Annotated in this window: 12 protein-coding genes; 6 read left to right on the top strand and 6 right to left on the bottom strand. The window is 71.2% G+C overall.

Features of this window, described 5'->3' with window-relative positions; genetic code table 11:
* The first annotated feature begins 40 nt into the window (after window positions 1-40).
* The 5 genes from uvrB to AB0J12_RS27045 all read left to right on the top strand — a co-directional run bounded on the left by uvrB (window position 41) and on the right by AB0J12_RS27045 (window position 7,646).
* Window positions 41-2,188, top strand: coding sequence for an excinuclease ABC subunit UvrB (gene uvrB, locus AB0J12_RS27065; RefSeq protein WP_363267027.1), 2,148 nt, complete (start codon window positions 41-43; stop codon window positions 2,186-2,188).
* A gap of 166 nt (window positions 2,189-2,354) precedes the next feature.
* Window positions 2,355-2,933 carry a TerD family protein gene (locus AB0J12_RS27060; protein ID WP_363267026.1) on the top strand — a complete coding sequence of 193 codons (579 nt, stop codon included), beginning with the start codon at window positions 2,355-2,357 and terminating at the stop codon, window positions 2,931-2,933.
* Window positions 2,934-2,999: 66 nt separating this feature from the next.
* Window positions 3,000-5,045: a TerD family protein gene (locus tag AB0J12_RS27055; protein WP_363267024.1), complete on the top strand. Its 2,046-nt coding sequence runs from the start codon at window positions 3,000-3,002 to the stop codon at window positions 5,043-5,045.
* Window positions 5,046-5,280: 235 nt separating this feature from the next.
* Window positions 5,281-6,270, top strand: coding sequence for a TerC family protein (locus tag AB0J12_RS27050; protein WP_363267023.1), 990 nt, complete (start codon window positions 5,281-5,283; stop codon window positions 6,268-6,270).
* Between the two features lie 275 nt (window positions 6,271-6,545).
* Window positions 6,546-7,646, top strand: coding sequence for an ionic transporter y4hA (locus tag AB0J12_RS27045; protein ID WP_363267022.1), 1,101 nt, complete (start codon window positions 6,546-6,548; stop codon window positions 7,644-7,646).
* Here AB0J12_RS27045 and AB0J12_RS27040 read toward each other — a convergent pair.
* Window positions 7,636-8,919 (bottom strand): MFS transporter, encoded by a 1,284-nt coding sequence (locus tag AB0J12_RS27040; protein ID WP_363267021.1) that lies wholly within the window; start codon window positions 8,917-8,919, stop codon window positions 7,636-7,638. The two genes, AB0J12_RS27045 and AB0J12_RS27040, sit on opposite strands and share 11 nt — an antisense overlap.
* 228 nt (window positions 8,920-9,147) lie before the next feature.
* On the opposite strand from AB0J12_RS27040, the gene aroQ reads away from it, so the two are divergent.
* Window positions 9,148-9,621, top strand: a complete 474-nt coding sequence (aroQ, locus tag AB0J12_RS27035; protein ID WP_363267020.1) for a type II 3-dehydroquinate dehydratase — start codon at window positions 9,148-9,150, stop codon at window positions 9,619-9,621.
* 66 nt (window positions 9,622-9,687) lie between these two features.
* On the opposite strand, the gene AB0J12_RS27030 is transcribed toward aroQ, so the two are convergent.
* The 5 genes from AB0J12_RS27030 to AB0J12_RS27010 all read right to left on the bottom strand — a co-directional run bounded on the left by AB0J12_RS27030 (window position 9,688) and on the right by AB0J12_RS27010 (window position 13,828).
* Complete coding sequence (locus tag AB0J12_RS27030; protein ID WP_363267095.1) at window positions 9,688-10,416, bottom strand: amino acid ABC transporter ATP-binding protein; 729 nt, start codon at window positions 10,414-10,416, stop codon at window positions 9,688-9,690.
* Window positions 10,417-10,436: 20 nt separating this feature from the next.
* Window positions 10,437-11,348, bottom strand: coding sequence for an amino acid ABC transporter permease (locus tag AB0J12_RS27025; RefSeq protein WP_363267019.1), 912 nt, complete (start codon window positions 11,346-11,348; stop codon window positions 10,437-10,439).
* Window positions 11,349-11,358: 10 nt separating this feature from the next.
* The gene (locus AB0J12_RS27020; protein WP_363267017.1) at window positions 11,359-12,246 is read right to left on the bottom strand and encodes an ABC transporter substrate-binding protein; all 888 of its coding nucleotides are present in this window, start codon (window positions 12,244-12,246) and stop codon (window positions 11,359-11,361) included.
* Between the two features lie 149 nt (window positions 12,247-12,395).
* Window positions 12,396-13,052: an MBL fold metallo-hydrolase gene (locus AB0J12_RS27015; RefSeq protein ID WP_363267016.1), complete on the bottom strand. Its 657-nt coding sequence runs from the start codon at window positions 13,050-13,052 to the stop codon at window positions 12,396-12,398.
* A 50-nt stretch (window positions 13,053-13,102) separates the two neighbouring features.
* Entirely contained in the window at window positions 13,103-13,828 is a 726-nt protein-coding gene (locus tag AB0J12_RS27010) for a maleylpyruvate isomerase family mycothiol-dependent enzyme (protein WP_363267015.1), read from the bottom strand.
* Between the last annotated feature and the right edge of the window lie 43 nt (window positions 13,829-13,871).

Here is a 13,871-nt window from a genome sequence, read left to right as displayed (position 1 = left end):
GCGGACCCCGTTGTCAGTGGCGGGTCGTACGGTTGATGTCATGCGGCCCGTTTCCCACATCGAACGCACGGTGGCGCCCATCGAGGTCGTCAGCCCCTACCAGCCCAACGGCGACCAGCCGGCGGCCATCGCCGACCTGGCCCGGCGCATCCAGGCCGGTGAGAAGGACGTCGTCCTGCTGGGCGCGACCGGCACCGGCAAGTCCGCCACCACCGCGTGGATGATCGAGAAGCTCCAGCGCCCCACCCTGGTGATGGCGCCGAACAAGACGCTGGCCGCCCAGCTGGCGAACGAGTTCCGCGAGCTCCTGCCGAACAACGCGGTCGAGTACTTCGTCTCGTACTACGACTATTACCAGCCCGAGGCGTACGTCCCGCAGTCGGACACCTACATCGAGAAGGACTCCTCGATCAACGAGGAGGTCGAGCGGCTGCGCCACTCCGCGACCAACTCGCTGCTCACCCGCCGCGACGTCGTCGTGGTCGCCTCCGTGTCCTGCATCTACGGCCTCGGCACCCCCCAGGAGTACGTGGACCGCATGGTCCCGCTGAAGGTCGGCGCGGAGATCGACCGCGACGAGCTGCTGCGCCGCTTCGTCGACATCCAGTACGCGCGCAACGACATGGCCTTCAGCCGCGGCACCTTCCGGGTCCGCGGCGACACCATCGAGATCTTCCCGGTCTACGAGGAGCTGGCCGTCCGCATCGAGATGTTCGGCGACGAGATCGAGGCGCTCACCACGCTGCACCCGATCACCGGCGAGATCATCAGCGACGAGCAGCAGCTGTACGTCTTCCCCGCCTCCCACTACGTCGCCGGCCCCGAGCGCATGGAGCGCGCCATCAAGGGGATCGAGAGCGAGCTCGAGGAGCGCCTGGCCGAGCTGCGCAAGCAGGGCAAGCTCCTGGAGGAGCAGCGGCTGCGGATGCGCACCACCTACGACCTGGAGATGCTCCGCCAGATCGGCACCTGCTCCGGCGTGGAGAACTACTCGATGCACTTCGACGGCCGCGCCCCGGGCACCCCGCCGAACACGCTGCTCGACTACTTCCCCGAGGACTTCCTCCTGGTCATCGACGAGTCACATGTCACGGTCCCGCAGATCGGCGCCATGTACGAGGGCGACGCCTCCCGCAAGCGCACCCTCGTCGAGCACGGGTTCCGGCTGCCCTCCGCCCTGGACAACCGGCCGCTGAAGTGGGAGGAGTTCCAGCAGCGCATCGGGCAGACGGTCTACCTGTCGGCCACCCCCGGCACCTACGAGCTGTCGCGCTCCAAGGGCGTGGTCGAGCAGATCATCCGCCCCACCGGCCTGGTCGACCCCGAGGTCGTCGTCAAGCCCACCGAGGGGCAGATCGACGACCTGGTGCACGAGATCCGCAAGCGGGTCGACAAGGACGAGCGCGTCCTGGTCACCACGCTCACGAAGAAGATGGCCGAGGACCTCACGGACTACTTCCTGGAGCTCGGCATCCAGGTGCGCTATCTGCACAGCGACGTCGACACCCTGCGCCGCGTCGAGCTGCTGCGCGAGCTGCGCTCCGGCGAGTTCGACGTCCTGGTCGGCATCAACCTGCTGCGTGAGGGACTGGACCTGCCCGAGGTCTCGCTGGTGGCGATCCTCGACGCCGACAAGGAGGGCTTCCTGCGCTCGGGCACCTCGCTGATCCAGACGATCGGCCGCGCCGCGCGCAATGTCTCCGGCGAGGTCCACATGTACGCCGACAAGATCACCCCGGCGATGGAGAAGGCCATCGAGGAGACCAACCGCCGCCGGGAGAAGCAGGTCGCCTACAACAAGGCCAAGGGCATCGACCCGCAGCCGCTGCGCAAGAAGATCAACGACATCGTCGCCCAGATCGCCCGCGAGGACGTCGACACCGAGCAGCTGCTCGGCACCGGCTACCGGGCGAAGAAGGACGGCCGCGGCACCAAGGCACCCGTGCCCTCCCTCGGCGCGCACACCACCAAGGTAGCCAAGAGCACCAAGGCGGCCAAGGGCAAGGCCAAGGAGACCGTGCCGACCGACCAGCCGGCCACCGAGCTCGCCGGGCAGATCGAGGAGCTCACCGAGCGGATGCGGGCCGCCGCCGCGGACCTGCAGTTCGAGATCGCCGCCCGGCTGCGCGACGAGGTCTCCGAGATGAAGAAGGAGCTGCGCCAGATGAAGGAGGCGGGCCTGGCCTGACGGCCGGAGTCACCCCTCCCACCCGGACCCCGGTGCGCACGCACTGTGTTGCAAGACCGACACAAAGCACGCGCCGGGGTTCGGCACTGTCAGTGCGGCTGCGTAGGGTTCTGATCAACCGCGGACTTTGCGGCAACAGGGGACTGCTCGAGAGGGGAATCAGCGCGTGACCGTCAACTTGACCAAGGGTCAGGCCATCAGTCTGCAGAAGGACGACGGTGGCAGCCTGACCGCGGTGCGCATGGGCCTCGGCTGGCAGGCGGCCCCCCGCCGCGGCCTGTTCGGCTCCCGCACCCGCGAGATCGACCTCGACGCCTCCGCCGTCCTCTTCGCGGACAAGCAGCCGGTCGACGTCGTCTTCTTCCGTCATCTGGTGAGCGACGACGGCTCCGTGCGCCACACCGGAGACAACCTCGTCGGCGGCGTCGGCCAGGGCGGTGACGACGAGGCCATCCTCGTCGACCTGCAGCGCGTCCCGGTCCACATCGACCAGATCGTCTTCACGGTGAACTCCTTCACCGGGCAGACCTTCCAGGAGGTGCAGAACGCGTTCTGCCGCCTGGTCGACGAGACCAACGGCCAGGAGCTGGCCCGCTACACGCTCGCGGGCGGCGGCGCCTACACGGCCCAGATCATGGCGAAGGTGCACCGGGCGGGCAGCGGCTGGACGATGACGGCCCTGGGATCCCCGGCCAACGGCCGCACCTTCCAGGACCTGATGCCGACCATCTGGCCGCTGCTGTAGGCGCATAACGGGGCGGGCGCGGGCGGCGCGCCACACGACACGGTGACACCGAGGGGGACTTGAGCGATGACCGCGGAGCTGGTGCGGGGGCAGAACCATCCGCTGGATCAGGTGCGCCTGGAGATCCGGGTCTCGGCCGCGGCCCCGGTCGTGGCCGCCGCGACGCTCGTCGACGAGTCCGGCACAGTGCGCGGACCGCAGTGCGTGGTCCACCCCGGCGCCCCCGCCCTGCCCGGCCTCGAAGTCCCGCGGCAGGCCGCCGCCGCCCACCGTCTCGCGGTGGACCTGGACGCCGTCCCGGACGCCGTGCACCGCGTCAACGTAGTGATCGCCCTGCCCACGGGCACCGGCGGCCCGGACCGCTTCGGCGCGGTCGCCGCCCCGTTCGTCGCGGTCACCGGCCTCGACGGCGGGGAGGTCGCCACCTTCACCCTCACCGGCCTGGACGCCGAGTCCGCGGTCATCGCCCTGGAGCTGTACCGCAGACAGGGCGCCTGGAAGGTCCGCGCGGTCGGCCAGGGATACGCCGGAGGGCTCGCGGAACTCCTCGCCGACCAGGGCCTGGCCGAGGCCCGGCAGCTGGCGAACGGCATCAACGAGGCGGTGGCACAAGGGCTCACCCGCTCCGTCCAGGCGCCGCGCCTCCCGGACGGCGCGCCCACCCGTCAGACGGCGGCCCCGATACAGGGCGGCCTCGCCGCTCAGGCGGACCCGGCCACCGCCGGCGGCTCGGCTCCGCAGGGCGGCCCCGCCCCGCAGGGCACGCCGGGGGCCGTACCTCCGCAGCCTGCCGGCGTTCCCCCGCAGACGCCCGGAGTCGCGGGGGAACCGGCCGCCGTGACGGACCGGCCGGCGCCCGCCGTATCGGAGCGGCCGTCGGCCGCCACGGGTGGCCCGATCGACTACACCCACCCCGGGCGGCGGCACACCGCCCCGCCCCCGCCCCCGCCGAGCGCACCGGCCCCGCCGCCCGGGCAGCCCGCCCAGCCCGTCGCCGGTGACGCGACCGGCTGGACGATGGACGAGCGGCTCTACAACCAGGTGTGGGGCATGTTCGAGGACTTCGCCCGCACGGCCGCCGCCTGTCGCAGCGCCGTCGATTTCGCGGAGACCCGGCAGGAGCAGGAGCTCGACCGGATCCTGTCCGACCCCCGCAGCCGGATCGGCGGCCAGGGGGACGCGGCCCGTGAGGAGGCGCGTGTCCGCTACGGCGCGCTCGTCGAGCAGGCCCGGCAGGCGTTCGACCGGGACGTGGCCCAGCTGATGGCCGAGGCCGAGGTCGTGGAGCCCGCCCTGCCGCCCGCGTACGCCCGCTGGGACAGCCCGGTCTGGCACGGCTACCGGATGCCGATGGAGATGCCGATGGCGTTGCGTCTGGGCGATCTGACCCTGCCCGAGAGCGACCGGCTGCGCATCCCGATGCTCGTGCGGCTGCCGCTGGAGCGCGGCCTGTGGATCGACAGCGGGCGCGTGGCGTCGCCGGCGGGGGTCTTCACCGACGACCACGACAGGCGACGGCTGGCCATGGAGGCGGCGGTCGCGCATGCCGCGCGGCTGCTCGCCGCGCATCCTGCGGGGGAGTTCACCGTGCACGTGATCGACCCGGCCGGTGCGGCGGCATCCGCCCTGGCGCCGCTGACGGACACCGGCGTGCTCGCCGGGCCGCCGGCCGTGGGCGCCGCCGGTGTGGCGGACGTGCTGGGCCGGCTGACGCAGCGCGTGGACCTGGTGCAGATGGCGGTGCGCGGAGGCGCGGCCGACTCCCTGCCGCCCGGCTTCGACACCGCCCAGCAGCTGCTGGTGGTCAACGACTTCCCGCACGGCTTCGACGACCGCGCCGTGACCCAGCTGCGCTACCTCGCCGACGAGGGGCCCTCCGTCGGGGTGCATCTGATGATGGTCGCCGACCGTGAGGACGCCGCCGGTTACGGTCCGTTGCTGGATCCGCTGTGGCGGGCCCTGCTGCGGCTGACTCCGGTGCCCGACGACCACCTGGCCGACCCGTGGGTCGGGCACGCCTGGACGTACGAGCCCGCGCTCGTGCCGCCCGGCAGTCAGGTGCTCCGTCAGGTCCTGACCCACGTGTCCGCCGAACGCACCAAGTACGCGTAAAGCGCCTCCCACCAGTGATTTTGGCCTTTCCTTTGCCTATCGCTTTACCTTTCCTTGGTGATTCGGTACTGTTGACGGCACGGAGGGGAGTACTCCCTGTCGCTGCGGCGTTCCCGTCAATACGGATCACCACTGATCCCGGGGCGCCGGCCCGTTCGCGGGTGGAAGAGACCTCCGGTAGCGAAGACGCCGGCTACGTGCCGTGATGACTGCCGGAGGTGCAGTGGACGTTTCGATGACCCTGTGGGTCCTGACCATCGTGGGCCTCGCCGCCCTGATCACGGTCGATTTCTTCATCGGCCGCAAGCCGCACGACGTGTCCGTCAAGGAAGCCGGGATCTGGACGGTCGTCTGGATCGCCCTCGCGGCGCTCTTCGGACTCGGCCTGTTCGTCTTCGGCGGCGGACAGCCCGCCGGCGAGTTCTTCGCCGGTTTCATCACCGAGAAGTCGCTGAGCGTCGACAACCTCTTCGTGTTCGTCCTGATCATGGGGAAGTTCGCGGTCCCGTCGCAGTACCAGCAGCGGGTGCTCCTCGTCGGTGTGCTCATAGCCCTGGTCCTGCGGGCCGTCTTCATCGCCGCGGGTGCCGCGATCCTCGCCAGCTTCTCGTGGGTCTTCTACCTCTTCGGGGCCTTCCTGATCTGGACCGCCTGGAAGCTCATCCAGGAGGCCCGAGCCGACGAGGAGGACGAGGAGTACGAGGAGAACAAGCTCCTGAAGGCCGTCGAGCGCAGGTTCGGTGTCGCGGACCGCTATCACGGCACCAAGCTGTGGCTCCGGCAGAACGGCAAGCGGGTCATGACCCCGATGCTCGTGGTCATGCTCGCGATCGGCACCACCGACGTGCTGTTCGCCCTGGACTCCATCCCCGCGATCTTCGGTCTGACCCAGGACCCGTACATCGTCTTCACGGCCAACGCCTTCGCGCTGATGGGCCTCCGGCAGCTGTACTTCCTCATCGGCGGCCTGCTGAGGAAGCTGGTGCACCTGAGCTACGGCCTGTCGATCATCCTGGGCTTCATCGGCGTCAAGCTGGTGCTGCACGCGCTGCACGAGTCGGGCGTCCATGTGCCGGAGATCAGCATCCCGGTCTCCCTCGGGGTCATCGTCGCCGTCCTGTTCGTCACGACGCTCACCAGCCTGCGGGCCTCCCGCAAGCAGGCGGCCGTCGAGGCGGCGGAGCAGCACAGCGCCGAGGCCCCGAAGGACAACGTCCAGGCCTGACAGCGGCGGCCGGTCGCTTCCGACACGGCCGGCCACGCCTGACAACGCCGGCCGGCCGCGTCGGACCACCGCGGCCGGTCCCGCATGACGACCGCGGCCCGCCCCGCCCGTCGGGTGCGCCCCTCCGTACCTCACCGACGGCGACCGAGAGGAGACGCCCTATCCGGCGTAGCAAGAACCCCACCATCCCGACTCCGACCCCGGAAGGCGCCGGACCGGTGCACGCACCGGATCACCGGAATGCGAAGCCCGGCCCCCTCTGTGACGATCGGCCCATGATCGCTCGGCTCAGGTCGCTCACCGCCCAGTGGACGTCCCTCGTGCCCGTCCTCGCGGTCGTGCTGCTGGTCTTCACCTGGGGACGCGACATGCCCGGCGCGGTCGTCGCTCTGATGACGGTCGTCCTCGCCGGATCCGTTCTGGCCGCCGTACACCACGCGGAGGTGGTCGCCCACCGGGTCGGCGAACCCTTCGGATCGCTCGTCCTCGCCGTCGCCGTCACGATCATCGAGGTCGCGCTGATCGTCACGTTGATGGTCGACGGTGGCGACAAGTCCGCCACCCTCGCCCGGGACACGGTGTTCGCCGCCGTGATGATCACCTGCAACGGCGTCGTCGGACTCAGCCTGCTCGTCGGCTCGCTGCGCCACGGCACCGCGATCTTCAACCCGGAAGGCACCGGCGCCGCCCTCGCCACGGTGGCGACCCTGGCCACGCTCAGCCTGGTGCTCCCGACGTTCACCACGAGCAAGCCGGGACCGGAGTTCTCCACGGCACAGCTCACCTTCGCCGCGCTGTCCTCCCTGATCCTGTACGGGCTGTTCGTGGCGACGCAGACCATGCGACATCGCGACTACTTCCTCCCGCTCACCCGGGACGGCCAGGTCATCACCGAGGACGACCATGCGCAGGTTCCCACCGCCCGGACCGCGAAGATCAGCCTGAGCCTGCTGGGCCTCGCCCTGATCGGAGTGGTGGGTCTCGCCAAGGGGGTGTCGCCGACGATCGAGAAGGGCGTGGCCGCCGCCGGGCTCCATCACGCTGTCGTCGGCGTGATCATCGCGCTGCTGGTACTGCTGCCCGAGACCATCGCCGCGCTGCGCTCCGCGCGCCGCGACCGGGTGCAGACCAGCCTGAACCTGGCCCTCGGTTCCTCCATGGCCAGCATCGGCCTGACCATTCCCGCGGTCGCCCTGGCGTCCGTCTGGCTGTCCGGGCCGCTGGTCCTCGGCCTCAACTCCCTCCACATGGTGTTGCTGGCCCTGACCGTGGTGGTCGCCTCGCTGACCGTCGTGCCGGGCCGGGCCACACCGCTCCAGGGAGGCGTGCACCTGGTGCTCTTCGCGGCATATCTGGAGTTGGCGATCAATCCATAGTGCCGGCGGCCGGGCTGACGACCGGCGGCACCGGTACGGGGCGGGTCTCCGGCAGCAGGGCGAAACAGCCGAGGCTGAGCAGGGCGATCCCGGTCAGATACGCGCCGACGCCCCACGGCACCCGGCCGTCCTGCCCGGCCAGAGCGGTCGCCACGATCGGGGTCAGCGCGCCCCCGAGGACCCCGCCGAGGTTGTAGCCGACCGCCGCGCCGGTGCAGCGAACCCGCGGCTCGTACAGCTCGGGCAGGTAGGCGGCGATGACGGCGAACATGGTCACGAACGCGATCAGAGCGCCCGCGATGCCGAGGAACATCGCCAGCGGCTCGCCCGTGGCGAGCAGCGCGACCATCGGGAACATCCACAGGGCGGAGGCCGCGCACCCCGTCAGACACAGTGGCCGCCGCCCGAAACGATCGCCGAGCATCGCCGCCAGCGGCGTCAGCGCGCCCTTGAGCACCACGGCCGCCATGATGCAGCCCAGCATCACGGGGCGGCCCACCCCGAGCCGCTCCGTCGCGTAGGCCAGCGACCAGGTCGTCACGGCGTAGAAGATCGCGTATCCGGCGGCGAGCGCACCGGCCGTGAGCAGCACCAGCCGCCCGTGATGGCGCACCAGCTCGGCGAGCGGCACGCGCGCGTGGTCGTCGATCTCCAGGAACCGGGGGCTCTCGGCGAGCGACGACCGCAGCCACAGCCCTGCTAGCGCCGGCACACCCGCCGCCCAGAACGGCACCCGCCATCCCCAGGTGGCGAACTCGGCGTCCGTGAGCACCGCGGAGAGCGCCAGTACCATCGCGTTGGCGAGCAGGAACCCCACCGCCGGCCCCACCTGCGGGAAGCTCGACCACAGTGCGCGGCGCGCCGGCGGGGCGTGCTCCGCGGTGAGCAGCACCGCACCGCCCCACTCGCCGCCGAGCCCGAGCCCCTGCAGGAACCGCAGGGCGACCAGCAGCAGCGGGGCGACGGCGCCGATCGTGCCGTATGTCGGCACACAGCCGACCCCCACCGTCGCCACGCCCGTCAGCAGCAGGGAGGCCATCAGCACCGGACGCCGTCCGTGTCGGTCCCCGATGTGCCCGAAGAGCACCGAGCCCAGCGGGCGGGCGACGAATCCCACGCCGAACGTCGCGAAGGCGGCCATGGTCCCCGCCAGCGGTGAGAAGGCCGGGAAGAACAGCGGGCCGAGGACCAGAGCGGCCGCGGTCCCGTAGACGAAGAAGTCGTAGAACTCGATGGCCATGCCCGCGAGCGAGGCGACCGCGAGCCGTGGCATGGACGGTGTCCTCGCGCTGCGTACGTCGTGCATGCCGCGTCAACCACCCGCGCTCACCCACGGTTACGGGGCGCGTGGGGGCACGGGGCTCTCGGCGGGCGACGGTGATGCGCCGGGAGAGGGAGTGAGTGCGGGGGAGGGCCCGTCGGCGGGCCGGGGCACCGTGATAGACCGAGGAGCGAGCAGCGGCCCCGCCGGGCCGCCGACCCCGAACGGACCGGAGGAACCGTGCCCCGCACCCTGGCCAACGCCCCGATCATGATCCTGAACGGCCCCAACCTGAACCTGCTCGGGCAGCGCCAGCCGGAGATCTACGGCTCCGACACGCTCGCCGACGTCGAGGCGCTGTGCGCCAAGGCGGCTGCCGCGCACGGCGGCACGATCGACTTCCGGCAGTCCAACCACGAGGGCGAGCTGGTCGACTGGATCCAGGAGGCACGGCTGAACCACTGCGGGATCGTCATCAACCCGGCCGCCTACTCGCACACCTCGGTCGCGATCCTCGACGCCCTCAACACCTGCGACGGCCTGCCGGTGATCGAGGTGCACATCTCCAACATCCACCAGCGGGAGTCCTTCCGGCACCACTCCTACATCTCGGTGCGCGCCGACGGCGTCATCGCCGGGTGCGGCGTGCAGGGGTACGTCTTCGGCGTGGAACGGGTCGCCGCTCTGGTGGGCGCGGCACAGGCCGACGCGTAAGCCCCGCCGGCCATGGCGGGGCGCCCCTTACCGGATGCCCGGCCGGCCATCGGCGTCCGGCGGTTCCTACAGCCGCCCCGCCTCCACGATCCGCCGCAGGAAACGCCGGGTGCGCTCCTGCTGCGGGTCGCCGAAGACCTCCTGCGCTGTGCCGCGTTCCAGGACGACCCCGCCGTCCAGGAAGCACACCTGGTCGGCGACGTCGCGGGCGAACCCCATCTCGTGGGTGGCGAGGACCATGGTCATGCCCTCGTCCTTCAGTCCGCGCACCACGTCGAGCACCTCGCCGACCAGTTCCGGGTCGAGGGCTGCGGTGATCTCGTCGAGCAGGAGCAGCCGGGGCCGTACGGCCAGGGCGCGCGCGATCGCCACGCGCTGCTGCTGGCCGCCGCTCAGCCGGTCCGGGTAGGCGCGTGCCTTGTCGCCGAGCCCGAGTCGCTCAAGCAGCTCACGCGCGTGTGCCTCGGCGCCGGCGCGGGAGACGCCGTGGACGCGGCGCGGGGCGAGGGTGATGTTGTCCAGCACGGTCATGTGCGGGAAGAGGTTGTACGCCTGGAAGACGACGCCGATCCGGCGCCGCACCGCGTCCTGGTCCACCCGAGGGTCGGTGATCTCCTCGCCGTCCAGCCAGATCGCGCCGTCGTCGATCTCCTCCAGCAGGTTCACGCACCGCAGCAGGGTCGACTTCCCGGAGCCGGAGGCGCCGATCAGCGCGGTCACCGTATGCGGTGCGACCTCGAGGTCGACGTCCCGCAGGACCACCGAGCCGCCGAAGGTCTTGCGGACGGCCTCCATGCGCAGCACGGGCGCGTCGCTCACAGGGAACCTCCTTGTGCCCGCTGACGGTCCATCCGGGCCGTCACCCAGTCCGTGAGGCGGGTCATCGGGATGGTCAGGGCCACGAAGACCAGCCCCGCGACGATGTACGGCGTGTAGTTGAGGCTGCGGCCGACGATGATGTCCGCGGCGCGTACGGCGTCCACGGCGCCGCCGATCGACACCAGGCCGGTGTCCTTCTGCAGGGACACCAGGTCGTTCAGCAGGGGCGGCACCTGGCGGCGCACGGCCTGTGGCAGCACCACGTACCGCAGCGCCTGACGGTTGCTCAGGCCCAGGGAGCGGGCGGCGGCGCGCTGGGAGGGATGGACGGACTCGATGCCGGCGCGGAACACCTCGGCGACGTACGCGGAGTACGTCAGCGTCAGCGCCGTACCGCCGAGGAGGACCGGATCGACACTGACGCCCTGCAGCCGCAGGGCCGGCACACCCAGGACCACGATCATCAGGTTGATGATGAGCGGCAGCCCGCGGAAGAAGTCCGTGTACGCCGCCGCGAGCACCCGCAGCGGGAAGAACACCGGGCCACGCAGTGTGCGGGCGATGGCGATCAGCATGCCGAGGACGAGCACCGCGGCCCCGCAGACCAGCAGCAGGCGCACGTTCAGCCACAGCCCGTCGAGCACCTTGGGCAGCGCCTCACGCGCGTACCGCGCGCTGAAGAACGTCTCCTTGGTGCGCGGCCAGCCGGGCGCGCTATCGACGACCATGTAGAGCAGGACGCCCGTGACGAGCGTGGAGAGCGCCGCGACGGCGGTGGCGCGCCGGGCGCGGATGCGCCGGAAACGCTCCCGCTCCAGCCGGCGCCGCGACGGGGTGTACCCGTCGGGCAGGCCGTCGCCGGAACCGCTGCCGGAGTCCTCTCCCGACTCCTCCTTCATGACGGTCATCGCGGCTCCGTCACTTCAGCACCGGCGCGTCGACCGCGTCGGAAAGCCACTGCTGCTCGAGCTTCGCCAGCGTGCCGTCCTTGCGCAGGGCGTCCACCGCGGTGGTCACGCACGGGGTGAGCGCGCTGCCCTTGTCGAGCACGAGGCCGAACTGCTCCGGCGCGGCGCCCTGGTTCTCGAACTGGCCGACGATCTCCGCGTCCGTCACCTCGGCGGAGGTGATGTAGAAGGCGGTGGGCAGGTCGACGACGATGGCGTCCACCTGACCGTTCTTCAGCGCGGACTTGGCCTGGTCGTTCTTGGCGTACGCGGCCGCCGGCCGGGTGGGCCGCACCACGTCGTCGATGTAGTTCAGGCTCGTGGTGCCGACCTGGGCGCCCAGCTTGAGGCCCTTCAGGTCGGCGATGCTCTTCGCCTTCGCGGCCTTGCCTTCCTTGAGCGCGATGACCGCCTGGCGAACGTCGTAGTAGCCGGACGAGAAGTCCACGGCCCTCTTGCGCTCGTCGCTGATGGAGACCTGGTTGATGTCGAAGTCGAAGGTCTTCTCGCCGGGCGCGAACGCCTTGTTGAACGGCACGCTCTGCCACACCACGGCGTGCGTGCCGTAGCCGAGCCGCTGCGCCACGGCGTAGGCGACCGCCGACTCGAAGCCCTTGCCGTTCGCGGGCTTGCCGTCCTTGAACCACGGCTCGTAGGCGGGGTCGTCGGTGGCGACGGTGACCTTGCCCGGCGTCTTCGTGGCCAACTTCCCGGGGGCGCAGGACGATCCGCCGGCCGACCCCGACGGCTTGGCCGTGGCGTCCCCTTCCGGCTGCGGCGCGCAGCCGACGGCGGTGGCGAGGAGGGCTACGGAGGCGGCGGCGACGGCGCCGCGCACGGCGCGGAGGGCAGGGTGCATGGCGGGAGAGTGGCAGCGATCACCGCGTTTGTCGAGGTCACGCCCACACCTGTCCGCATGGTGGGAACGGGTGTTGCAGTCTCGTGAACGGCCCCGCGTGCACGGCGTTCACGCGGGGCGCGCGGACCTTCGGCGCAACCCTCCGCCCGTCACCAGCCGCGCGCGTGCCACTCCGGCAGATGCGGCCGTTCCGAGCCCAGCGTGGTGTCGTCGCCGTGGCCCGGGTAGACCCAGGTCTCGTCGGGCAGGACATCGAAGATCTTGGTCTCGACGTCGTGGATCAGGCTGGCGAACGCCTTCGGGTCCTTGCGGGTGTTGCCCACGCCGCCGGGGAAGAGGCAGTCGCCGGTGAAGACGTGCGGATGCCCATGGGGGTCGTCGTAGACGAGCGCGATCGAGCCGGGCGTGTGGCCCACGAGGTGGCGGGCGGTCAGCTCCACCTGCCCGACCCGGACGGTGTCGCCGTCGTCCATCAGGACGTCGGTGGCCACGGGGATGCCCTCCGCGTCGTCGCGGCCCGCGTAGGTCCGGGCGCCGGTGGCCGCCACGACCTGGGCGAGCGCCTGCCAGTGGTCGGGGTGGCGATGGGTGGTGACGACGGACGCGATGCCGTCGTCACCGATCGTGCCGAGCAGCGTGTGGGCGTCGGCGGCCGCGTCGATCAGGAGCTGTTCGTCCGTGGCCCGGCAGCGCAGCAGATAGGCGTTGTTGTCCATGGGGCCGACCGCGATCTTGGTGATCATCAGGTCCTTCAGCTCGTGCACGTCCGCCGGGCCGCCGACCGTCACCTGTCCGCTGTACGTCATGACCGTCAGCCTATCGCCGGGACGCCGCAGGAGAACGCCGGAGCCGCTCCCTACAGGGGCGGCAGGCCCGGCAGCGCGCCGCCGTCCACGCTGAGCGCGGCCCCGTCGCGACGCCCGGCCAGCCAGCCCAGCAGGTCGGCCGGCTCGCCGGAGACGGTGACCTCGGCGTCCGCGCCCTCGGTGCCCGTGGCCTGGGTGCCGGCGCCTTCCCGATCACCCCGTCCGGTGCGCCACACGCGCGTGCCGTCCGTGATCCGGGTCGCCGGCACCTCGGGGTGGCCGCTGAACCGGGCCGCGAGGAAGTCGATCTCCCGCTCGGTGAAGTCGGCCGGCAGGTCCTCCAGCTCGTAGCCGATCCCCAGGTCCACGTGGTGCAGCTCCACCTCGGCCCAGCGCCGGAACGGCACCCGGGCGGCGGCGTCGGTCACGCCGTTGCGCAGTTCGACCGTCCGCGACCAGTCCTGGGGCGCCGCACCGGCCGCCTGGAAGCGCGCGCCGCTCTCGCGCAGATCGGCGAGCTGGGCGTCCAGGGCACGCGGCGCGTCCCGCTGGATGTCGGCGTCCCGGGCCTCGGCGGAGACGTACATGGGCCGGCCCTCGAGGACGTTCACGAGGGCGTCGGCGTTGCGGGCGATGTGAGCCAGGACATGTCCGCGACTCCAGCCGGGCAGCCGTGACGGCTCGGCCACCGATGCGTTGTCCAGTTCGGCGACTGCGCTGAGCAGTCGGTCGGTGGCGCCACGTACAGACGCCAGGTCATGCGCGTGATCAATCATGGTGCTGACATTAGCCGCGCCACACCTTCGGGTGAAGTCGGCG

The organism is Streptomyces sp. NPDC049915, from assembly GCF_040656475.1.
In the GTDB taxonomy this organism is placed as follows: Bacteria; Actinomycetota; Actinomycetes; order Streptomycetales; family Streptomycetaceae; genus Streptomyces.
Note: the sequence above shows the minus strand (reverse complement) of the source record. Positions and strands in the feature narration are given on the sequence as shown.